This window comes from Streptomyces sp. A0958, from assembly GCF_004795035.1.
GTDB lineage: Bacteria > Actinomycetota > Actinomycetes > Streptomycetales > Streptomycetaceae > Streptomyces.
Genome location: NZ_SSBK01000004.1, coordinates 1 through 21,070, shown reverse-complemented (window position 1 = coordinate 21,070; position 21,070 = coordinate 1). Strand labels below are relative to the sequence as shown.

The following is a 21,070-nucleotide window of genomic DNA, read 5'->3' as shown; positions in this document are numbered from 1 at the left end:
ATCTGACGGCCTGCCAGCTATGGTGTGCGCGGCCCCGTTGCCGCCGACCGTACGGGAGGTGCGATCCATGGCACATCGTCTTCGCTCCGAGAACCTCGGCTTCGCCGAGACCGCTCCGGTGCGGCTGGTTTTCGCCGCCGAGGTGTCCGCTCCCCCGGACGTCGTGTACCGGGCGCTGGCCGACGACGTCGAGGGCTGGCCGGGCTGGTTCACCGCGGTGACGGCCGCCGTGCCCGTGGGGGCGGGCGCGGGGCGTGAGGTGCGGCTGCGGGGCGGGGTCGTGTTCCGCGAGACGGTCCTCGCGACGGAGCCCGGCGAGCGGTACGCGTACCGGGTCGACACCACCACCACCACCGCCCCCGGGATGAAAGCGCTGGTGGAGGAGTGGCGGCTGACCCCCGCCGGCAGCGGCACGCGGGTGCGGTGGACCTTCGCCGCCGACGGCTCGCCGCTGTTCCGGTTCATCCTGCGGCGGGCCCGCGGGCCGGTGGGCCGCTCGTTCCGGGACGCGGTGCGCAACCTGGACCGGCGGCTGACGGCGGCGCCCGCCTGACCACCGCTGTCAGGCTTCCGGCCAGGCGCCGGTGACGAGGAAGTGGTCGATGGTCCGGGTGTACGGGGCGATGTCCAGGCCCTGCGCGGCCAGCCAGGAGTCGGAGTAGTACTTGTCGAGGTAGCGGTCGCCGGGGTCGCAGATCAGCGTGACGACGCTGCCCCTGTCGCCCCGGGCGACCATCTCGGCGACCAGTTTGAACGCGCTCCACAGCCCGGTGCCGGTCGAGCCGCCCGCCTTGCGCCCGATGGCCCGCTCCAGGGCGCGCACGGCCGCGACGCTCGCCGCGTCCGGGACCTTCATCATCCGGTCGATGGCGCCGGGCACGAAGCTGGGTTCCATGCGCGGCCGGCCGATGCCCTCGATGCGCGAGCCCCGGTCGCTGCCGGCCAGCGGGTCGTGGTTGGTCCAGCCGTCGAAGAAGCACGAGTTCTCCGGGTCCGGCACACAGATCCTGGTGTCGTGCTGCATGTAGTGCACGTAGCGGGCGATGGTCGCCGATGTGCCGCCGGTGCCGGCGGTGGCGACGATCCAGGTGGGCTCGGGGTACCGTTCGAGCCGCAGCTGCTGGTAGATCGACTCCGCGATGTTGTTGTTGCCCCGCCAGTCGGTGGCCCGCTCGGCGTAGGTGAACTGGTCCATGTAGTGGCCGCCGGTCTCCGCGGCGAGCCGTGCGGACTCCTCGTAAATCCGACGCGAGTCCTCTACGAAGTGACAGCGCCCGCCGTGGAATTCGATGAGCCGGCACTTCTCCGGGCTGGTGGTCCGGGGCATCACCGCGATGAACGGCACCCCGATCAGCTTGGCGAAGTACGCCTCCGAGACGGCGGTGGACCCGCTCGACGCCTCGATGACCGGCTTGCCGGGCCGAATCCAGCCGTTGCAGAGCCCGTAGAGGAACAGCGAACGCGCCAGCCGGTGCTTGAGGCTGCCCGTGGGGTGCGTGGACTCGTCCTTGAGGTAGAGGTCGATGCCCCAGGTCTCCGGCAGCGGGAAGCGCAGCAGATGGGTGTCGGCGGAGCGGTTGGCGTCGGCCTGGACCTTGCGGACGGCCTCCTTGAGCCAGCCGCGGTAGGCCGGGTCGGAACGGTCGATGTCCACGGTCGCCGCGGCTTTGTCGTCGTGCTTGTGCTCACTGGTGTCCATCTGCGCGCTTCTCCTTGTACGACCGGTCTCGGCGGGGCCCACGATAAGCCCCCCACCTGCGCAAACGTTGACTTTGATGGTCCATAGCCCTGCCTTGGTGTCATGGGCGGGCGCCGGCGGTGCCGCTCGGCCGGAATGCGCCGTTCACGTACCGCCCCGCTCTGGTGCACAGGGCGCGGGATGGGCACACTTCGTCTCAGAGGCATGTCGAAGGGGGCGAAGGGGCCATGTCCGAAACGGAGTTCAGCGCGACGGGCGTACGCATCGACCGATGGGCGCGCTCGGTCACCAGGGCCGGACAGGTGACCGTCAAGGACGGCCGGGTGGCCCTCTTGACGAGTTACGGGCGGGAGATCGACAGCGCGCCGGTGGGCACGGTGAGCGCGGGCAGACCGTGGTTCGCGGGGGCGGACGCGACGGTGGCGCGGGTCAACGGGACGCGGTACCGGCTGACGATGCGGCAGCCCGACGGCAAGCCCGGTGACACGGCACCCGCGCACCGGTTCCTGGAGGCGCTGTACAGCGCGGGGGGCCGCCGGGGCTGACGCGGCGGCGCGGTGGGGAAACCGCGAGTTGCGGAGCGGTGGGCCCTGAGCGACATTGGAGTCACGTCACTCATGGTGTACCGGCGGTCACACTGTGACCCAGACCGCCGGCCCGGACTCAGCAGCGAGCCATCTGCCGAATCCGTCCCTTCGTCTTCTTCCGGACCTATTTCGGGGAGTCGCAGCCGTGATCAGCGAGCCAAGCAGGCACTGCACGGTGGAGCTCCAAGCCCTGCCGTCGCGGATCGGTCAGGTCCGCAGAATCATCTCGGCGCAGCTGCGCTACTGGCATCTCGATTCTCTGATCGACCAGACAGCGCTGGGCGTCACCGAACTCCTGACCAACGTCCACCGGCACGCACAGCCGGACAAATCCTGCACCGTCGAGATCGAGTTGCTGCTCGAACGGCTGACGGTGTCCGTCCATGACCACGACCCACGGATGCCGACCGTGCGCGAGGCCGACGACTCCAGCACGTCGGGGCGCGGACTCGCACTGATCGCCGCGGTCAGCGAGAGCTGGGGCGTCCGCCCCCGGGACGGGGCGGGGAAGGTCGTCTGGTTCACGCTTCCCACGCCGTCCCGGCTCGTACAGCCGTCGCATCTGCTGTACGGGGCGACGACCGACGGGCCGTTCGACCTGAGCGTGCTCGCGATGCCGGAGGGGGCGCCACCCTCGACGGCCCGGTCGGCCGCGATGGGCTGACGCGACGGGAGCGGGGCATCCCCACGGGGGCGCCCCGCTCCGGTCCGTCACGCCCCCCGGTCACCCGGCACCGCCCCTCACCCCCTAGCCGCGACAGGCTGAGAAGCGTCGTACGGCGGGCGGCGCCACGCGTACCGCGCCGGGAGTACCGCTGTCGCCCCTTTCTGTACCTACTAGTATGTACACTCCTCGCATGAGCACTCCGGACCGTCTGATCGAAGCCACTCGGGAGCTCCTGTGGGAGCGCGGATATGTGGGTACGAGCCCCAAGGCCATCCAGCAGCACGCGGGTGCGGGCCAGGGCAGCATGTACCACCACTTCGCCGGCAAGCCCGACCTGGCGCTCGCCGCCATCCGCCGTACGGCCGAGGAGATGCGGGAGACGGCGGGCCGGGTGCTCGACGCGCCGGGGTCGGCGTACGAGCGGATCTCGGGCTACCTGCTGCGTGAGCGCGATGTCCTGCGCGGCTGCCCGGTGGGGCGGCTGACGATGGACCCGGAGGTCGTCGCGAGCGACGCGCTGCGGGCGCCGGTGGCCGAGACGATCACCTGGCTGCGCGAACGGCTCGCCACGATCGTCCGGGAGGGTCTGGACCGGGGCGAGTTCACCCCCGGCATCGCACCCGACGACATCGCGGCGTCGATCGTCGCGACGGTCCAGGGCGGCTATGTGCTGGCCCGCGCCGCGGGCTCGGCGGACGCCTTCGACGCGGGCGTGCGCGGCCTGCTCACCCTCCTGGCCCCACCCGCCGGCACAGCCCGGCACACCGATGCCGTTGTCTCCCACCACCCCGCGTCCTGAGGAGCCCCCGATGCATGCCATGCAGTACGAGATCACCCTGCCGGCCGATTACGACATGGGCGTCATCCGCCACCGGGTGGCGACCAGGGGCCATCTCCTGGACGACTTCCCGGGGCTCGGCCTCAAGGCGTATCTGATGCGGGAGCGCGGCGAGGACTCGCCGGTCAACCAGTACGCCCCCTTCTATCTGTGGACCCGGCCCGAGGGCATGAACGCCTTCCTCTGGGGCCCCGGCTTCCAGGGCATCGTCCAGGACTTCGGGCGCCCGCAGGTGCAGCACTGGACGGGCCTCTCGTACGGGGAGGGCCCGGCGCGGACCGCACTCCCCCGCTCGGCCACCCGCCACCGCGCCCCCGCGCCCGCCTCGGTGCCCCCGGCGGACGCGGTCGAAGCCGCCCTGGAGGAGAGCCGCCGGCTCGCGAAGGCCCCCGGCGCGGTCGCCACGGCCCTGGCCGCCGATCCCCGCCACTGGGAACTCCTGCACTTCACGCTCTGGGACCACCCCGCCCCCGAGGCGCCCGGCGACCGGTACCAGGTGCTGCACATCAGCCGCCCGGAACGGGACCGGCTCGGGGCGGGACGCCAGTGGTAGACCTCAGGTGAGCGCGCCCAGCGGGTCGTCCAGGACCGGCTGCCAGGCCAGCTCCGCCGCCCCGACCAGGCTGTTGTGGTCGAGGGTGCAGGGCAGGATCGGCACGCTCCCGCTGCGCCCCCACAGGCTGCGGTCGGCCACCACGGCCCGCAGCCGCTCCGGGTCGGCGTCGAGCAGCGCGCGGTGCAGCCCGCCGAGGATGATCCGGTCCGGGTTGAGGATGTTGACGAGACCGGCGAGACCGAGGCCGAGCCGGTCGATCAGCTCCTCGGCGGCGTTGCGTACCGTGGCGTCCTCGTACTCGTTGCGCAGCAGGTCGCCGGACTGCTTGAGCAGGGATTCCTCGGGGCCGGGGGTGCGCCCTGCGGCGGTGAGGAAGGCGAGCGGATCGGTCTCGACGTCCAGGCAACCGCGGCCGCCGCAGTGGCAGGGGCGGCCCTCGGCGTTGACCGTGAGGTGACCGACCTCCAGAGCGAGGCCCGAACTCCCCGTGTGCAGGCGGCCGTCCAGGACGAGCGCGCCGCCCACACCGCGGTGGCCGGTGGCGACGCACAGCAGGTGCTGGGCCTCGCGCCCGGCCCCGTGCCGGTGTTCGGCGAGCGCGGCGAGGTTGACGTCGTTCCCGGTGAACGCCGGTCCCTCGATGCCCGCTTCGCGGACGCATGTGGCGAAGATCTCGCTGACCGGGGCACCGGCGGGCCAGGCGATGTGGAGCGGATTGAGGGCGGTGCCCTCCGGTTCGGCGACGGCGGACGGCACCGCGAGACCGGCCCCGACGCACCGCAGTCCGCTGTCCCGCAGCAGCCGCGCGCAGTCGTCCACGACCTCGCCGATGACCTGGGCGGGGTCCGCGGTGACGGTGACGCAGCCGGGGGCGGTCGCGACGAGCCGGCCGCCGAGCCCGACGAGCGCGGCGCGGAATCCGTCCGCGTGCACCTGGGCGGCGACGGCCACCGGGCCGGATTCCCGCACGGCCAGCCGGTGCGAGGGCCGGCCCTGGGAGCCCGCCGCCGAACCGGGGCTGGAGTCGACCCGGATCAGGCCGAGCGCCTCCAGCTCGGCCGCGACCGCACCCGCCGTGGCCCGGGTGACGCCCAGCTCGGAGGTGAGGACGGCGCGCGTGGGCGCGCGTCCGGTATGGACCAGTTCCAGGGCGGGCCCGAGCGCGCTGCGGCCCCTCTCCAGCTTCGTCCGGGTGGTGGTCACCTTGCCGTTCATGGGGGCGAGTCTCCCATGATCCGGAGGTGGTTCCGACGCCGTGGTGGCCGACTTGCTCCGGGTGCGTGGCCCTGCCTCGCCTTCCGGCCGCACGCTTCGGGCCGGGCGGGACACGTGTCTTGCGCCGGTCGTCGGCGGGCCCCTATGCTGAGTTTGTGCCGCAACTAAACAAACTGCGGACGGCACTACCGGGGGGACCGGGCGGCAACACCGCTCCACTCCCGTCGGCCCGTCTCCGCACCGCGCTGACCGTGTTCTTCGCCCTCGACGGTTTCCTCTTCGCCGGCTGGGTGGTCCGCATCCCGGCCATCAAGCACCAGACCGGCGCCTCGGCCTCCACCCTCGGCCTCGCACTCCTCGGCGTATCCGCCGGTGCCGTGATCACCATGATGCTCACCGGCCGGCTCTGCCACCGGTACGGCAGCCACGCGGTGACCGTGGTCTGCGGCGTCCTGCTGTCCCTCAGCATCGCGCTGCCCGCCCAGACGCACTCGGCCCTCTCCCTGGGTCTGGTGCTGCTGGTCTTCGGCGCCGCGTACGGCGGGATGAACGTGGCGATGAACAGCGCGGCGGTGGACCTGGTCGCCGCCCTGCGCCGCCCCGTGATGCCCGGCTTCCACGCCGCGTTCAGCCTCGGCGGGATGATCGGCGCAGGGCTCGGCGGGCTCGTCGCGGGCGGTCTCTCACCCGCCCTGCACCTCTTCTCCCTGACCGGAATCGGTCTGGTCGTCACCGCCCTGGCGGGCCCGGTCCTGCTGCAACACCGGTCGCCCGGGACGGCACCGGCACCGGCCGATGCCGGGAAGCCGGCCCAGCGCCTGAACGGGCGGGCGCGCAAGGTGGTGCTCCTGTTCGGCGTGATCGCGCTCTGCACCGCGTACGGCGAAGGCGCCCTGGCCGACTGGGGCGCGCTCCACCTGGAACAGGACCTGCACGCCCGCCCCGGGGTGGCCGCCGCGGGCTACTCGCTGTTCGCGCTCGCCATGACGGCGGGCCGGCTCAGCGGCACCACCCTCCTCGAACGGCTCGGCCAGACCCGCACGCTGGTGGCGGGCGGCGTCACGGCGGGCGCCGGCATGCTCCTGGGCTCGCTCGCCCCGACCGTTTGGCTCGCGCTCCTCGGCTTCGCCGTCACCGGTCTCGGCCTCGCTAACATCTTCCCGGTGGCGGTCGGCAGGGCGGGCGAGCTGGCCGGCCCCGGCGGGGTCGCCGCGGCCTCGACGCTCGGTTACGGCGGCATGCTGCTCGGGCCGCCCGCGATCGGCTTCCTGGCCGACTGGTTCTCGCTGCCGGTGGCTCTGACCACCGTGGCCGTGCTGGCCGGTGCGGCTGCGGCCCTGGGGTACGGCGCCCGCAAGACGGCGCACACCTGATCGAATGAGTAGCGGTACTCAGGCAGGCGCGGCTCCCCGGCCGCACGATGGAGAGACAGTCGTCCACGGGGAGCACACGATGAACAGGCCCACCATGAACCACCGGTACCTCCGCACACTCGCACGGCTCGCCTTCGGGAACGCCACATCCCTCGTCTACCTGGGTGCGGTCGCCGCGACGGCGGTGTTCGTCACCGTGGACACCCTCTTCGTCGCCCACGAGGACGCCTCGTTCGCGGGTATCTGGCTGTTCCTCCTCGCCGCGCCGACCGTGTTCGTCTTCCTTCTCGGCAGCTCGGCGGCGGGGGCGGAGTCGTTCGGGCCGACCTGGTTCATGTATCTGGCGCTGGTGGTGTCCGTGCTGGTGCAGTCGCTCGCGCTGGGCTGGTTCGCGCGGCTCGTCCGCGGCGGCTCCGGCCGGACCCGCACGGCCCACCCCCATGGCGCGTGATCCGCTGGCACAATCCGTGCCCGAAGAGCAGGGTGCGCCCCGAGGCACCACGCGCCCTGCGGGTCCGGGCGACGGACACGGACACCGTATGGACCGTACGTCTCTCGCCGGAGCCGCCTTCCGCGGTGCGCGAGGAGGGCCCGGTGCCCGCTACGCCCGCGGACTGCGAGCTGAGCGCCCCTGCCGAGACGCTCTACCTCACGCTCTGGAACCGGCTCCCGCTCACGGCCCTCACCGTGACGGGTGACGCGGACCTGGCCCGGCTGTGGCGCGACCACTCCTCGATCACCTGGTCCTGACGGACTGCGGCAGGGCGGTGGGCGTGGCCGGGCGAGTGCGGTCAGCCCAGCCAGCCCGGTCGGACCAGGCCCGACTCGTAGGCCAGGACGACCAGTTGGGCCCGGTCGCGGGCGCCGAGCTTCACCATGGTCCGGCTGACGTGCGTCTTCGCGGTGAGGGGGCTGACGAAGAGGCGGCGGGCGATCTCCTCGTTGGACAGGCCGATGCCGACCAGCGCCATCACCTCCCGCTCCCGTTCGGTGAGTTGGCCCAGCGCGGTCGCGGCGGCGGGCTCCTTGGACCGGGCCGCGAACTCGGCGATGAGACGGCGGGTGACGCTCGGCGAGAGCAGTGCGTCACCCGCGGCCACCGCGCGCACCGCCCGCAGCAGCTCGTCCGGCTCGGCGTCCTTGACCAGGAAGCCGGAGGCGCCGGAGCGGATCGCCTCGAAGACGTACTCGTCCAGCTCGAAGGTGGTGAGGATGACCACCTTCACCCGGTCGAGCGCAAAGTCGCCGGTGATGGCGCGCGTGGCGGCGAGACCGTCGAGGTGCGGCATGCGGATGTCCATCAGCACGGCGTCCGGCCGCAGTTCCCGCACCAGGCGGACGGCCTCCACGCCGTCGGCGGCCTCGCCCACCACCTCGATGTCCGGCTGGGCGTCCAGCAGCGCCCGGAACCCGGCCCGGACCAGCAGCTGGTCGTCGGCCAGCAGTACCCGCATCACACTGTCCCCTTCCCTCGGCCCGCCCGGCCGGACCCGGCTCCGGGCAGCGGCAGCTCGGCCCGTACCCGGAAACTCCCGTCCGGCCGGATTTCCGCCTCGGCGGTGCCGCCCAGCGCGGCGGCCCGTTCCCGCATCCCGGACAGGCCGTTGCCGCTGCCCCCGGCGTCCGTGCCGGTGGCCGGTCCGTCGTCGTCCACGTGGAGCAGGATGCGGCCGGGCTCGTAACCGATCCGGACCCGAGCGGTACGTGAGCCCGAGTGCCGCACCACGTTGGTCAGCGCCTCCTGGACGATCCGGAAGGCGGCCAGGTCGGCCCCGGGCGGTACGGTCCCGCGCGCGCCGTCGGTCTCCACGGTGACGGTGAGGCCGGTGATCGCCGCCTGCTCGACCAGCTCGGGCAGCCGGTCGAGCCCGGGGGCCGGGGTCCTCGGCGCGTCGCCGGGGGCGCGCAGGGTGTCCAGGACCTGCCGCACCTCGCCCAGCGCCTCCTTGCCCGCGGCCTTGATGGTGATGAGCGCCGTGCGGGCCTGCTCGGGGTCGGTGTCGAGCAGGGCGAGCCCGACGCCCGCCTGGACGTTGATGACGGAGATGCTGTGCGCGAGGACGTCGTGCAGCTCCCGGGCCATGCGCAGGCGCTCCTCGTCGGCCCGCCGCTTCTCCGCCGCCTCGCGCTCCGCGCGCTGGGCGGCCCACTGTTCGCGGCGTACGCGGACGAACTCGGCGGCCGCGACGACGGCCACCACCCAGGCCGCGGCGCCCACCTCCTGCCCCCAGGGGGCCGCGGTGTCGTCGCCGGGCGGGAGCCACCGGTAGAGCCAGTGCGCGACCAGGAGATGCGCCACCCAGATCAGGCCGACCGCCGACCAGGCCGCTCTGCGGTGTCCGGCGACCACGGCGCTGAAGCAGCCGACGGCCACGGTCAGGAAGACCGGACCGTACGGGTAACCGGCGGCGAGATAGGCGGTCGTGGCGGCCGAGGCGCCGAAGACCGCGAGGGAGGGATGGCGGTGACGGAGCAGCAGGACCGCGACGGCGGCGAGCAGGAGCAGCCGGCCGACGAGGTCGAGCGGGACCTTGTCATGGAGCTGGCCGCGGGCCGCGATGTTCGAGCCGATCATGACCACGGCGCCGATCAGCAGCGTCGACGGCCAGGGCAGCCCGGCGGTGGACCGCCCGTACCCGCCGGTGACCCAGCGCGGCGGCTCGCCCCGGTGGCCCCAGCGCGGCGGCTCGTCCTGGTGCCTGATGCCCCGGGGGCCGCCGCCTGTCCTCGGGCGCTGCTCTTCCATACCGTCCACGCTAGACGGCGGACCGCGGCGCGGGCGTCCGCCGGGCGTGGTGGTCCTCCGTACTCCCCGGGGAGTACGGCGAAGTGGGTGCCGTACGCCTGCGGGCCGCGTCCTCAGCCGCGCTTGCCGAGGAGGCCGACCGTGCGGGCGAGTTCCGTGACGGCCTGCCGGAAGAAGACCTCGCGGGCCTCCACCACCCGGTTGAACTGGCCGAAGACCTCGAAGGAGATCAGCCCGAACAGCTGCGACCAGGCCGCGACGAGCGGGGCGGCGACCGCGGGGGCCAGGCCGGGGGCCAGGTCGGCGGCCAGCCGTTCGGCCTCGGGGCGCAACTCGTCGGCGAGCGGCGGGAGTGCGATGCCCTCTTCCCGGTGGGCCTCCTCGACGATGGCGATGAGCACGAGGCCGACGCGTGCGGCGGGGGCGACGGTGTCCTGCGGGGCCGTATAGCCGGGCACGGGCGAACCGTAGATCAGCGCGTACTCATGGGGGTGGGCCAGCGCCCAGTCGCGTACGGCGCAGGCGACGGCGGTCCAGCGGTCCAGGCCGGTGGCGGGCGCGGGCGTCTTCGTGGTGCCGGCGGCAGCGGGGCGGTGGGCGCGCTCGGCGGCTTCGCCGATGGCGTCGTAGGCGTCGACGATCAGGGCCGTCAGCAGGTCGTCGCGGCTGGGGAAGTAGCGGTAGAGGGCGGAGGAGACCATGCCCAGCTCGCGGGCGACGGCGCGCAGCGACAGTTTCGCCGCGCCCTCCTCCGCGAGCTGTTTCCTCGCCTCGTCCTTGATGGCGGCGGTGACCTCGATACGGGCCCGTTCCCTGGCCCCCCGGATAGCGCTCATGGGGTCCAGTCTGCCACGTGAACAGAGCAGCGACCAATAACGAGAGCAGTGCTCTTGCTTTTGAGCACCACTTCCGTGCACACTGATCTCAAGCGAGAGCACCGCTCTCTTAAATCGTGGGGGTCGTCACCATGACGCAGTCGCAGCCGTACTACCTGCAGGGCAGCCCGCTCAACGTCCGTCTGAACAGCGTCGTCGGCTGGCTCGCGCGGCACGGCGTCAGTCTGCTCGGCCTGCAGGAACTGTCGGTGCGGGGCCGCAAGAGCGGGAAGATGCAGCGCATCCCCGTCAACCTGCACACCTACGAGGGCGCGCAGTACCTGGTCTCCGCCCGGGGCCACTCGCAGTGGGTGCGCAACATGCGGGCGGCCGGCGGCGGGGAGCTGCGCACGGGCCGCAGGACCCGCGCCTTCACGGCCGTGGAGATCGCGGACGACGAGCACAAGGCGATCGTCATCCGCACCTACCTGGAGCGCTGGGGCTGGGAGGTCAACCAGTACTTCAAGGGCATCACCGTGAAGTCCACGGACGCCGAGATCCTGGCGGCCTGCCCCGACCACCCCGTCTTCCGGATCACCAGGGCGGGCTGACGCACCGGCCGACGCGTCAGCCCCCGGTGGCTGCTACCGGTCCATCGCCGACAGCGCCCGCTGGGCCAGCGGGTGCGAACGGACCAGCTCGGCCAGCGAGGTCGTGCCGCGGGTGATGCCCGCGAACGCGTTCCACGCCGGGCGGAAGCCCGTGAGCACCGCGTGCAGCAGGCCCGGGCGCCGCTCGAAGAGCTTCAGCATGCGCCGCCCCACGCTCATCTCGACGCCGAGCCCCGCCTTGATGGCGAACGCGTAGTTGAGCGCCTGGCGGCGGGCGTCCACCGCGTCGTGCGACTCCGCGACGCGCACCGCCCACTCACCGGCGAGCCGTCCCGAACGCAGCGCGAACGAGATGCCCTCGCGGGTCCACGGCTCCAGCAGGCCCGCCGCGTCACCGCACACCAGCACCCGGCCGCGCGAGAGCGGCGAATCGTCGCTGCGGCAGCGCGTCAGGTGGCCGGAGGAGATCTTCGGCTCGAAGCCGGCGAGGCCGAGCCGCGCGACGAAGTCCTCCAGATACCGCTTGGTGCCGGCACCGTCGCCACGGGCGGAGATCACGCCGACCGTCAGGGTGTCACCCTTGGGGAAGACCCATCCGTAACTCCCGGGCATGGGGCCCCAGTCGATGAGGACGCGGCCCGCCCAGTCCTCGGCGACCGTCGGCGGGACCGGGATCTCCGCCTCCAGACCCAGGTCGACCTGGTCGAGCTTCACCCCGACATGTGCTCCTATCCGCCCGGCGCTGCCGTCCGCGCCGACCACCGCGCGGGCCAGGACGGTCTCGCCGCCGGACAGCACCACCGCGACCGTGCGCCGGTCGGGCACCGCGGCACCGTGCTGCTCGACACGGGTGACGGTCGCCCCGGTGCGCAGCTCCGCACCGGCCTTCTGCGCCTGCTCGACCAGCCCCGCGTCGAACTCGGGGCGGTTGATGAGCCCGAAGAGCATCCGCCTGGAACGGCGCGTGCGCGCCAGCCTGCCGTTGAGCGAGAAGGTGACCGCGTGAATCCGGTCCTGCAGGGGCAGTTCGAACCCGGGCGGCAGCGCGTCGCGCGAATACCCGATGATGCCGCCGCCGCACGTTTTGTAGCGGGGCAGTTCCGCCTTCTCCAGGAGCAGTACCTTGCGGCCGGCGACCGCCGCCGCGTATGCCGCGGAGGCTCCCGCCGGTCCGGCGCCGACTACGACGACGTCCCACACGGACGACTCTTCGTGCTCATGTCCGGCGTCTGCGTTCTCGCTGCTCACGATGTGCTTCTGCTCCCGATCCGACCAGTGGCCCAAGCTGCTCACGGCATCCTACGGCGCGTTGCGGCCGACCCCTGCTGTGGGAGGATCGGCCGAGTCTCCGACGTACCCGCAACGCCACACTCCAGGCGGGCAAGTACCCGGAAACGTACACATAACGTCGCACCTACCAGGAGCGTGCCCCATGACCGGCCAGCCGATTTCCGAGACCGTCGCCTCGCTGATGCCCCGCGCCAAGGCGGAGCTGACCGAGCTGGTGGCCTTCCAGTCGGTGGCGGACCCCGCGGTGTATCCGAAGAGCGAGTGCGAGGCGGCCGCCGCGTGGGTCGCCGGCGCCCTGCGCACCGAGGGCTTCCAGGACGTGGCCCTGCTCGACACCCCCGACGGCACCCAGTCCGTCTACGGTTTCCTGCCCGGCCCGGCCGGTGCGCCGACCGTGCTGCTCTACGCGCACTACGACGTGCAGCCGCCGCTGGACGAGTCCGCCTGGCTCTCCCCGCCGTTCGAACTGACGGAGCGTGACGGCCGCTGGTTCGGCCGGGGCACGGCCGACTGCAAGGGCGGCTTCATCATGCATCTGCTCGCGCTGCGCGCCCTCAAGGCGGACGGCGGGGTCCCGGTCTCGGTCAAGGTGATCGTGGAGGGTTCGGAGGAGCAGGGCACCGGCGGGCTGGAGCGGTACGCGCAGGCGCACCCCGAACTGCTCGCCGCCGACACCATCGTGATCGGCGACACCGGCAACTTCCGGCTGGGGCTGCCGACCGTCACCTCGACGCTGCGCGGCATGACGATGCTGCGGGTCCAGCTCGACACCCTGGAGGGCAACCTCCACTCCGGGCAGTTCGGCGGCGCCGCCCCCGACGCGCTGGCCGCGATGATCCAGCTGCTCGCCTCCCTGCGCGCCGAGGACGGCTCGACCACCGTCGACGGCCTGACCACGGACACGCGGTGGGACGGTCTGCAGTACCCGCAGGAGGAGTTCCGCAAGGACGCCAAGGTCCTCGACGGGGTCGGGCTGATCGGCACGGGCACGGTCGCCGACCGGATCTGGGCGCGGCCCGCCGTCACCGTGATCGGGATCGACTGCCCGGCCGTGGTCGGCGCGACGCCGTCCGTGCAGGCGAGCGCGCGGGCGCAGATCAGCCTGCGGGTGCCGCCGGGCCGGAACACGGACGAGGCGACCAAGCTGCTGACCGCGCACCTGCTGGCGCACACCCCGTGGGGCGCGAAGGTCTCCGTCGAGCAGGTCGGCCAGGGGCAGCCGTTCCGCGCCGACCTCACGAGCCCGGCCTACACGGCGATGGCGGACGCCATGCGGGCCGCCTACCCGGGCCAGGAGATGCAGTCCTCCGGCATGGGCGGCTCGATCCCGCTCTGCAACACGCTGGCCGATCTGTACCCGGACGCGGAGATCCTGCTGATCGGGCTGAGCGAGCCCGAGGCGCAGATCCACGCGGCGAACGAGAGCGTGTCGCCCGAGGAGCTGGAGCGGCTCTCCGTGACCGAAGCGCTGTTCCTGCGCAACTACGCCGCGTCCAAGGCCGTCTGAGACCGCCTGCCCCGGTGTGTCCCGGGCTACGCGTTGAGCGAAGCTCGCCGAGAGCGTAGATCCATGCGGTGGCCGGACGCCGCCGCGTACGTTCGCCGCATGGATCTCATCGAGGTGCTTCCCCAGCTGCACATGTTCCGTTTCCCGATCGGTCAGGCCTACCTCTGGCGCGACGGGACCGAGCTGACCCTGATCGACGCGGGCGACCTGCACGCGGCGCCCGCCATCGAGGAGGCGGTGCGGGGGCTCGGCCACGACCCCGCCCGCATCGCCCGAATCGTGATCACGCACGGCCATCGCGACCACTACGGCGCGGCCCAGGAGCTCGCGGACCGCCACGGCGCCGAGATCCTGGCGCACCGGCTGGACGCACCGGTGATCCGGGGCGAGGAGGAGATCGGTGAGCCGGTCCTGCTCGACTGGGAACGCCCTCTGTACGAGAAAGGGCTGACCGTTCCCGTGGCTCCGCCGACCCGGGTCGACACCGAACTGACCGACGGTGAGGTCCTGCCGTTCGGCGGCGGGGCGCGGGTGGTCCACTCCCCCGGCCATACCCCCGGGGCCATCGGTGTCCATCTGCCTCGGCACGGGGTGCTGTTCACGGGTGACTGCGTCGCCGAGGCGGGGCGGGTGATGCTGGGCGTCTTCAACATCGACCGCGAGCAGGCCGTGGCCTCGTTCCGGCGGCTGGCAGCGCTGGAGGCGGCCACGGTCTGCTTCGGCCACGGCGGTCCCCTCACGAAGGACGCCGCCGCGGTCATGCGGACCTCAGCCGACCGGGACGCCCGCCTCCAGATTGAGCACGGCTGAACGCTCCCGGGCCCGCAGCGCCCAGCACAGCCGTTCGTAGCGCGTGGGCGGCAACAGGGTGGCCGCCTCCGCCTCGGTGACGAACCGCCAGCCGCGCAGTTCGGAGCCGGGCAGCAGCAGCCGCGCGGCGTCCGCCTGCGGCAGCAGACCGCCGTCGAACAGCAGCCGCAGCCCTCCGTATCCGGGGGGATCGGGCGCCTCCCAGTCGATGACGAGGAGCTTGGGGACCTGTTCGAGGCGGATGCCTATCTCCTCCTCCACCTCCCTGATCCCGGCCTGCGCGGGGGCCTCGCCGGCCTCCACCACGCCGCCGGGGAACTCCCAGCCGGGCTTGTACGTGGGGTCGACGAGCAGGAACCGGTCGTGTTCGTCGAAGAGCAGCACCCCGGCGGCGACGGTCTCCGCGGTCGGTTCGGGGGTCTGTACGATCTCGCAGGCCGGGGCCGCCCCGGTGCGTACGGCCTCCGCGATGCGCTCCGCCGTCTCGCGGGGTGTGAGCGCGCTGTTGTCGATGGTGTGGGCGTCCCCGGTGATCCAGGCGAGCGCCGAGCGGTACGGTTCGATGCGGTCGTAGGCCCAGCGGCCGGTCGGGTCCACGTCCTGCGTGTCGCCGGGGAATTCCGCCCGGGGGGCGACGCGCTGACGCAGGATCGTTTCGTCAGGTGAGAGCAGGACATGGCGCACCGATATGCGCCGGGCGGCGAGCCCGCCGAATATCTCGTCTCGATACTCCTGTCGCAGCAGCGTCATCGGCACCACCAGCACCCCGCCCAGCTCGGCGAGCAGGGCGGCCGCGGTGTCCACCACGAGGCGCCGCCAGATCCGCAGGTCCTGGAAGTCGGTCACCTCGGCGAGCTTTTTCTGGGGCAGCAGGTTCCGCAGCCCCGTCCCGGTCGTTTCCGGGTCGTAGAAGGTGCTGTTCGGGATCAGATCGATCAGTTCACGCGCGGCGCTGGTCTTGCCCGCGCCGAACGCACCGTTGATCCAGACGATCACGGTTCCCCCTCTTCCGTAGCCCCCTGTGGCTTGCCCGCAACACCCTGCCGCGAAAACACGGCGGAGGCGATGCGTTGTACGAACCGACCACCGAACGCCCTCCCCGGGTTGCTGCGGGGTACGGGGGAGGATGCGCGCCGGACCGTAACGGCGGGGGCCGCGCGTCGTTGGAGCGGACAGCAGAAATGAACGACAGGGGGTGGACCATGCGTCGCACCGTGCTCGAGCAGTTCCCCGCCGGAGGTCCGCGGGGCAGTTGGCCCGCGGAGGAGTTCGCGGCGGCCCGCCGGGGTGAAGGGGTCGCGGCGGAGGTCGTGATGGACCTGGAGCAGGACGCGTTCCTCGTGGTCGTACCGCAGCAGGCGTCGGACCGGGGCCGCTGAAGCCCGGACGCACGGCGTCGTCGGCGTGCGTCCGGGAACGGCGACGCGGGCACGGCCTCAGGGCGTGTCGCCACGCCAGTCCCACTTGTCCGGCTCGTCGGCGCGCGGCCCGTACTCGGCGCGGCCGCCCGGGCCGTACGCGCCGATCTCGGTGACCAGGGCGGAGCCATCGGCGAGGGCCACCGGCGTCCAGCCGGTCACGTCCAGCAGCAGACCGTCGAGCGGCCCGCCCACCAGCTCCCGGTACTCCCGCCCGGGCCGGGGGCCCGGATCGGGGTCGTCGTGGTCGGCGCCGTACACCCGCCGTCGCATGATCTCGTCCATGCATGCAGGATCGCACCCGCCACTGACATCGACGGCGGCACACGGGCCGTGGCGGGTCACGTGCTTCACGCTTCGGTCACAACTCCATCACTGGCGGAGGATCTGCCTCCCACCCGTCCGGCGGCATGACTACGGTCGTCTCTCCACACATCGCTTGGGCGCCCGTGTCGCACAATCCGCCGCCGCAGCCGCCGCGTTGGGGGCCGCCACCGCAGCCCACACCGTTCGGCCCTCCGGCGCCTCCCGGTGGCGCGCACCGCTGGGCGAGGAAGCGGATCGTCATTCCGGCCGCCGCCGTCGTGTTCATCATCGGCGTGGCCTTCGGCGGTGCCGGTGAGAACTCCGGTTCGGACACCGAGGCCGCGGCGAAGTCCTCCCCCGCGCCGACCGTCACGGCGACGGTGACGCGAACCGCCGCGCCCGAACCGGCGGTGACCGAGACCGTCACCGCGAGCCCGAAGCCGGTGCCGACCGTCACGAGGACGAAGACCGTCAAGGTCACCGTCGCGCCCGAGGCCCCCGCCGACACCTCGGACGGTTCCGGTTCGGGTTCCGGATCGGGTTCCGGATCGGGTTCCGGATCGGGTTCCGGTTCGGGCAGCGGCAGCAGTGGCGGCGGCTCGGCGTACTGCGCGAACTGCACCGCCGTGCGCGCGGCCGGCGCGGCCCCCATCCACCGGGGCGAGCCCGGCTACGGCTGCCACCTCGGCCGTGACGGGGACGGCGTCGCCTGCGAACAGGGCAGAGGACGGGGCGCTCCGAGCGAAATCGCCTCCCTGAAACTCCAGGGTGTTGCGGGGATCAATAGAACCCGCCCCGCCCGGGGGCGGGGCGCCAGGACCGGCCGTGAGCGTGAGGGGCCGGCCCGGCGCCCGTACTCAGTGCGCCCGGGCCGGTACGCCCTCGTCGGCGCCCGTGCGTGTGGCGAGGGCGGCCGCCGCCGCGCCCACCAGCCCCGCGTCGTTGCCCATGACGGCGGGCACCACCGTCAGCTGCTGCACGAACGACAGCGTGGCGTACCGGCACAGGGCGGTGCGCAGCGGTGCGAACAGCAGGTCACCGGCACCGGCCACGCCGCCGCCGATCACCGCGATGTCGATCTCGACCAGGGTCGCCGTCGCGGCGATCCCGGCGGCCAGGGCCTGCGCGGCGCGCTCGAAGGAGGCCAGGGCGACCGGATCGCCCGCCCGTGCCGCCGCCGCGACGCCCACCGCGGACGCGTCCCCGTCCTGGCCCGGCCGCCAGCCGCCCTCCAGCGCACGGCGGGCGATGTTGGGGCCGCTCGCGATGCGTTCGACGCAGCCGCGCGCCCCGCACGGACACGGGTCGCCGTCGAGGTCCACGCTGATGTGGCCGATGTGGCCGGCGTTGCCGCTGGGGCCGGGGTGGAGGGCGCCGCCGAGCACGAGCCCGCCGCCGACCCCGGTCGAGACGACCATGCACAGCGCGTTGTCGTGACCGCGGGCCGCGCCGAGCCAGTGCTCCGCGGCGGTGATGGCGACGCCGTCGCCGACCAGCGTGACCGGAAGCCCGCCCGTGGCGTCGCTGACCCGGTCCACCAGCGGGAAGCCCCGCCAGCCGCGCACGTTGACCGGGCTGACCGTCCCGCCGGCCGCGTCCACCGGGCCCGCGCTGCCGATCCCGACGGCCGTCGCCCGATCCCAGCACGGAGAGGCGGCCAGCTCGGCCAGGACGCCGCTCACCGCCTCCATGACCCGCTCGCCGCTCTCCCGGGCGGGCGTCGGACGCTGCGCGCGGACGACGAGCGTGCCGTCCTGGTCCACCAACGCGCCGGCGATCTTGGTGCCTCCGATATCGAGGGCGGCGACGAGGTCGGTATGCATCGGTGTGGCTCCGGTTGGTGTGGGCGGGACCTGCGGCTCAGGCAGACAGTCTGCCCAGTCTCCATTCCCTTGACAACGTTGTCCAGGGCCTATGCTCGACGCCACACCTCCGGGCCCTCCGCGACAGCCGTCGTGGAGGGCCCAGGACAGCCCGCACCGACGACAGGACAGCTCACCGTGGCCGAGACCACCCGTCATCCCGAGCCCCGTTACGGCAACCGGCCGACCATGAAGGACGTGGCCGCCCGGGCCGGAGTGGGCCTCAAGACGGTCTCGCGCGTGGTCAACAGCGAGCCGGGTGTCACGTCCGACACCGAGCGCCGGGTCCAGGAGGCCATCGACGCGCTGGGCTTCCGCCGCAACGACAGCGCCCGTGTGCTGCGCAAGGGCCGCACCGCCTCCATCGGCCTGGTCCTGGAGGACCTGGCCGACCCCTTCTACGGGCCGCTGAGCCGCGCGGTGGAGGAGGTGGCCCGCGCGCACGGCGCCCTGCTGATCAACGGTTCGAGCGCCGAGGACCCGGAGCGCGAACAGGAGCTGGTCCTCGCCCTGTGCGCGCGCCGGGTCGACGGGCTGATCGTGATTCCGGCCGCCGACGACCACCGCTATCTGGAGCCGGAGATCAAGGCCGGGGTCGCGACGGTCTTCGTCGACCGCCCGGCCGGGCGCATCGAGGCGGACATGGTGCTCTCGGACAGCTTCGGGGGCGCCCGCGAGGGCGTCGCCCATCTGATCGCGCACGGGCACCGCCGGATCGGCTTCATCGGCGACCAGCCGCGCATCCACACCGCGACCGAGCGGCTGCGCGGCTACCACGCCGCGATGGCGGACGCCGGGATAACCGTCGAGGACTCCTGGGTGTCGCTGGGCTCCACGGAGCCTGACCGGGTCCGCGCCGCCGCCGAGGCGATGCTCGGTGGTCCGGAGCCCGTGACGGCCCTCTTCTCGGGCAACAACCGGGTGACGGTGACAGCGGTCCGCGTCCTGGCGGACCGCGAGCGGCCGGTCGCCCTCGTCGGCTTCGACGACATCGAGCTGGCCGACCTTCTCGGCATCACCGTCATCTCACAGGACGCCGCGGCCGTGGGCCGCACCGCCGCCGAACACCTCTTCCGGCGCCTCGACGGGGCCGACCACACACCGGCGCGCGTGGAACTCCCGACCCGGCTGATCGCACGGGGTTCGGGCGAGCTGCCCCCGGCCTGAACGGCTCCCCCTCAGGGCGCGGTGACCGTCAGGGTGCCGCGCCGGGGCGAGGCGAAGGCGTCGAGGTCCGCGCGGGTCAGCCCGGTCAGACGGGCCACCTCGGCGGTGTCCAGGGCACCGCAGTCGATGCCGCGCAGCAGGTAGCCGCTGAGCGCCTTGGCGGTGGCGGGCTCGTCCATGACGTCGCCGCCCGCCTTGGCCACGTACGCGGCGAGCCGGGAGGCGGCCGGCTCCAGGCCCTCGCGGTAGAACGTGTAGACGGCCGCGTACCGGGTCGGCAGGTGGCCCGGGTGCATGTCCCAGCCCTGGTAGTAGGCGCGGGCCAGGGCGCGCCGGGTGAGGCCGTAGTGCAGCCGCCACGCCTCGTGGACCTGGTGGGCGGGGCCGACGGGCAGGACGTTGGTCGAGCCGTCGCAGACGCGTACGCCGGTGCCGGCGGCGGCCACCTGCATGACGGCCTTGGCGTGGTCGGCCGCCGGGTGGTCGCTCGCCTGGTAGGCGGCGCTGACGCCGACGCACGCGCTGTAGTCGAACGTTCCGTAGTGCAGGCCGGTGGCGCGCCCCTGCGCGGCGTCGATCATCCGGGCCACGGCGGCGGTGCCGTCGGCGGCGAGGATGGACTGGCTGGTCTCGATCTGGATCTCGAAGCCGAGACGCCCGGACGGCAGCCCGTGTGCCTGCTCGAAGGCTTCGAGCAGCTGGACGAAGGCGGTGACCTGCTCCGGGTACGTCACCTTGGGGAGGGTGAGGACGAGCCCTTCGGGCAGGCCGCCCGCCCGCATCAGACCGGTGAGGAAGATGTCCGTGGTGCGGATGCCCCGGTCCCGTACGGCGGCCTCCATGCACTTCATCCGGATGCCCATGTACGGGGCCGCCGTGCCGTTCGCGTACGCCTCCGAGACGAGCCGGGCCGCGCGGGCCGCCACCTCGTCCTCCTCGGCGTCGGAGCGGGGCCCGTAGCCGTCCTCGAAGTCGATCCGCAGGTCCTCGACCGGCTCGCGCTCCAGCTTGGCGCGTACGCGGTCGTGGACGGGACCGGCCAGCTCGTCCGGGATGCCGAGGACCGCGGCGAGGGCGGCCGCGTCGGGGGCGTGCTCGTCGAGCGCCTTCAGCGCCTCGTCGCCCCAGGAGCGCAGCGTGCCGGCCGTGAAGGTGTCGCCCGGTACGTAGACCGTGTGCACGGGCTGGCGGGTGCCGGGGTCGCCCGGGTAGCGGCGGGCGAGTTCGGCGTCCACCGCCGTGAGGGAGGCGCTGATCCCGTCGCTGACCGCACCGGCGAGGCTCGTCGCCACCTTCTCCTGCTGACCCATGTCCGCACCCTCCACGCTGTGATAATTTCCGCTTCCCGGAATCAACAATCCGTATAGTGAAGTTATAAGGCTGCCGCACCGGCGTCAACGGTGATCGGGAACGACGCGGGGCCGCACGGTGGTTCACCGTGCGGCCCCGGGCCGTTGCTCATGTGCTGTCCGGATGTCAGCCCTTGCGGGTGTTGATCTCCTCGGTCAGCTGCGGGACGACGTCGAAGAGGTCGCCGACGACGCCGTAGTCCACGAGGTCGAAGATCGGGGCCTCCGGGTCCTTGTTGACCGCGACGATCGTC

At 72.9% G+C, this 21,070-nt stretch carries 23 protein-coding genes and 2 pseudogenes; 13 read left to right on the top strand and 12 right to left on the bottom strand.

Going from position 1 to position 21,070, the window contains the following annotated elements:
- The first annotated feature begins 67 nt into the window (after positions 1 to 67).
- Positions 68 to 553 (top strand): SRPBCC family protein, encoded by a 486-nt coding sequence (locus E6P78_RS05415; RefSeq protein WP_136202344.1) that lies wholly within the window; start codon positions 68 to 70, stop codon positions 551 to 553.
- A 9-nt stretch (positions 554 to 562) separates the two neighbouring features.
- On the opposite strand, the gene E6P78_RS05410 is transcribed toward E6P78_RS05415, so the two are convergent.
- Positions 563 to 1,699, bottom strand: coding sequence for a PLP-dependent cysteine synthase family protein (locus E6P78_RS05410; protein WP_136202343.1), 1,137 nt, complete (start codon positions 1,697 to 1,699; stop codon positions 563 to 565).
- A 227-nt stretch (positions 1,700 to 1,926) separates the two neighbouring features.
- Between E6P78_RS05410 and E6P78_RS05405 the strand changes: the two genes are divergently transcribed.
- The 4 genes from E6P78_RS05405 (at position 1,927) to E6P78_RS05390 (ending at position 4,344) form a co-directional block, all read left to right on the top strand.
- Positions 1,927 to 2,244, top strand: coding sequence for a hypothetical protein (locus E6P78_RS05405; protein ID WP_136202342.1), 318 nt, complete (start codon positions 1,927 to 1,929; stop codon positions 2,242 to 2,244).
- Between the two features lie 187 nt (positions 2,245 to 2,431).
- Positions 2,432 to 2,950 (top strand): ATP-binding protein, encoded by a 519-nt coding sequence (locus tag E6P78_RS05400; protein WP_206307726.1) that lies wholly within the window; start codon positions 2,432 to 2,434, stop codon positions 2,948 to 2,950.
- 193 nt (positions 2,951 to 3,143) lie between these two features.
- Positions 3,144 to 3,752, top strand: a complete 609-nt coding sequence (locus tag E6P78_RS05395) for a TetR/AcrR family transcriptional regulator (protein ID WP_240799078.1) — start codon at positions 3,144 to 3,146, stop codon at positions 3,750 to 3,752.
- A gap of 10 nt (positions 3,753 to 3,762) precedes the next feature.
- On the top strand, positions 3,763 to 4,344 hold the full coding sequence (locus E6P78_RS05390; RefSeq protein WP_136202340.1) for a DUF4865 family protein: 582 nt from the start codon (positions 3,763 to 3,765) through the stop codon (positions 4,342 to 4,344).
- A 3-nt stretch (positions 4,345 to 4,347) separates the two neighbouring features.
- On the opposite strand, the gene E6P78_RS05385 is transcribed toward E6P78_RS05390, so the two are convergent.
- Positions 4,348 to 5,562 (bottom strand): ROK family protein, encoded by a 1,215-nt coding sequence (locus E6P78_RS05385; protein ID WP_136202339.1) that lies wholly within the window; start codon positions 5,560 to 5,562, stop codon positions 4,348 to 4,350.
- Between the two features lie 155 nt (positions 5,563 to 5,717).
- Between E6P78_RS05385 and E6P78_RS05380 the strand changes: the two genes are divergently transcribed.
- From E6P78_RS05380 to E6P78_RS05370, 3 genes and pseudogenes are all read left to right on the top strand, one after another.
- Positions 5,718 to 6,935 (top strand): MFS transporter, encoded by a 1,218-nt coding sequence (locus E6P78_RS05380; RefSeq protein ID WP_136202338.1) that lies wholly within the window; start codon positions 5,718 to 5,720, stop codon positions 6,933 to 6,935.
- A 79-nt stretch (positions 6,936 to 7,014) separates the two neighbouring features.
- Positions 7,015 to 7,386: a hypothetical protein gene (locus E6P78_RS05375; protein ID WP_136202337.1), complete on the top strand. Its 372-nt coding sequence runs from the start codon at positions 7,015 to 7,017 to the stop codon at positions 7,384 to 7,386.
- Positions 7,387 to 7,406: 20 nt separating this feature from the next.
- Positions 7,407 to 7,685 (top strand): annotated as a pseudogene (locus E6P78_RS05370) (hypothetical protein); the annotation flags it as partial.
- A gap of 41 nt (positions 7,686 to 7,726) precedes the next feature.
- Here E6P78_RS05370 and E6P78_RS05365 read toward each other — a convergent pair.
- The 3 genes from E6P78_RS05365 to E6P78_RS05355 all read right to left on the bottom strand — a co-directional run bounded on the left by E6P78_RS05365 (position 7,727) and on the right by E6P78_RS05355 (position 10,517).
- Complete coding sequence (locus E6P78_RS05365; protein WP_136202336.1) at positions 7,727 to 8,392, bottom strand: response regulator transcription factor; 666 nt, start codon at positions 8,390 to 8,392, stop codon at positions 7,727 to 7,729.
- Complete coding sequence (locus E6P78_RS05360) at positions 8,389 to 9,681, bottom strand: sensor histidine kinase (protein ID WP_136202335.1); 1,293 nt, start codon at positions 9,679 to 9,681, stop codon at positions 8,389 to 8,391. The genes E6P78_RS05365 and E6P78_RS05360 overlap by 4 nt, the downstream gene beginning before the upstream one ends.
- 113 nt (positions 9,682 to 9,794) lie before the next feature.
- Positions 9,795 to 10,517 carry a TetR/AcrR family transcriptional regulator gene (locus E6P78_RS05355; protein ID WP_136202334.1) on the bottom strand — a complete coding sequence of 241 codons (723 nt, stop codon included), beginning with the start codon at positions 10,515 to 10,517 and terminating at the stop codon, positions 9,795 to 9,797.
- Between the two features lie 131 nt (positions 10,518 to 10,648).
- On the opposite strand from E6P78_RS05355, the gene E6P78_RS05350 reads away from it, so the two are divergent.
- The gene (locus E6P78_RS05350) at positions 10,649 to 11,107 is read left to right on the top strand and encodes a nitroreductase family deazaflavin-dependent oxidoreductase (protein ID WP_136202333.1); all 459 of its coding nucleotides are present in this window, start codon (positions 10,649 to 10,651) and stop codon (positions 11,105 to 11,107) included.
- 33 nt (positions 11,108 to 11,140) lie between these two features.
- Here the strand turns inward: E6P78_RS05350 and E6P78_RS05345 are convergent, their stop codons facing one another.
- A complete protein-coding gene (locus E6P78_RS05345; protein WP_136202332.1) occupies positions 11,141 to 12,355 on the bottom strand; it encodes a geranylgeranyl reductase family protein in 1,215 nt (404 codons plus the stop codon).
- A gap of 184 nt (positions 12,356 to 12,539) precedes the next feature.
- On the opposite strand from E6P78_RS05345, the gene E6P78_RS05340 reads away from it, so the two are divergent.
- Entirely contained in the window at positions 12,540 to 13,904 is a 1,365-nt protein-coding gene (locus E6P78_RS05340) for a dipeptidase (protein WP_136202331.1), read from the top strand.
- 99 nt (positions 13,905 to 14,003) lie between these two features.
- Positions 14,004 to 14,714, top strand: a complete 711-nt coding sequence (locus E6P78_RS05335; protein ID WP_136202330.1) for an MBL fold metallo-hydrolase — start codon at positions 14,004 to 14,006, stop codon at positions 14,712 to 14,714.
- Here E6P78_RS05335 and E6P78_RS05330 read toward each other — a convergent pair.
- Positions 14,673 to 15,710 carry an NUDIX domain-containing protein gene (locus tag E6P78_RS05330; RefSeq protein ID WP_136202329.1) on the bottom strand — a complete coding sequence of 346 codons (1,038 nt, stop codon included), beginning with the start codon at positions 15,708 to 15,710 and terminating at the stop codon, positions 14,673 to 14,675. The two genes, E6P78_RS05335 and E6P78_RS05330, sit on opposite strands and share 42 nt — an antisense overlap.
- A 206-nt stretch (positions 15,711 to 15,916) precedes the next feature.
- Here E6P78_RS05330 and E6P78_RS32680 point away from each other — a divergent pair, with 206 nt between their 5' ends.
- The gene (locus E6P78_RS32680; RefSeq protein WP_018550895.1) at positions 15,917 to 16,093 is read left to right on the top strand and encodes a hypothetical protein; all 177 of its coding nucleotides are present in this window, start codon (positions 15,917 to 15,919) and stop codon (positions 16,091 to 16,093) included.
- 57 nt (positions 16,094 to 16,150) lie between these two features.
- On the opposite strand, the gene E6P78_RS05325 is transcribed toward E6P78_RS32680, so the two are convergent.
- From E6P78_RS05325 to E6P78_RS05310, 3 genes are all read right to left on the bottom strand, one after another.
- The gene (locus E6P78_RS05325; RefSeq protein ID WP_136202328.1) at positions 16,151 to 16,417 is read right to left on the bottom strand and encodes a hypothetical protein; all 267 of its coding nucleotides are present in this window, start codon (positions 16,415 to 16,417) and stop codon (positions 16,151 to 16,153) included.
- A 76-nt stretch (positions 16,418 to 16,493) separates the two neighbouring features.
- Entirely contained in the window at positions 16,494 to 17,090 is a 597-nt protein-coding gene (locus tag E6P78_RS33250; protein ID WP_240799077.1) for a hypothetical protein, read from the bottom strand.
- Positions 17,091 to 17,295: 205 nt separating this feature from the next.
- Positions 17,296 to 18,261 (bottom strand): ROK family protein, encoded by a 966-nt coding sequence (locus tag E6P78_RS05310; protein ID WP_136202327.1) that lies wholly within the window; start codon positions 18,259 to 18,261, stop codon positions 17,296 to 17,298.
- A gap of 177 nt (positions 18,262 to 18,438) precedes the next feature.
- Here E6P78_RS05310 and E6P78_RS05305 point away from each other — a divergent pair, with 177 nt between their 5' ends.
- The gene (locus tag E6P78_RS05305) at positions 18,439 to 19,467 is read left to right on the top strand and encodes a LacI family DNA-binding transcriptional regulator (protein ID WP_136202568.1); all 1,029 of its coding nucleotides are present in this window, start codon (positions 18,439 to 18,441) and stop codon (positions 19,465 to 19,467) included.
- A gap of 11 nt (positions 19,468 to 19,478) precedes the next feature.
- Here the strand turns inward: E6P78_RS05305 and E6P78_RS05300 are convergent, their stop codons facing one another.
- The gene (locus tag E6P78_RS05300; protein WP_136202326.1) at positions 19,479 to 20,777 is read right to left on the bottom strand and encodes an aldolase/citrate lyase family protein; all 1,299 of its coding nucleotides are present in this window, start codon (positions 20,775 to 20,777) and stop codon (positions 19,479 to 19,481) included.
- A gap of 166 nt (positions 20,778 to 20,943) precedes the next feature.
- Positions 20,944 to 21,070: pseudogene (locus E6P78_RS05295) on the bottom strand (electron transfer flavoprotein subunit alpha/FixB family protein); the annotation flags it as partial.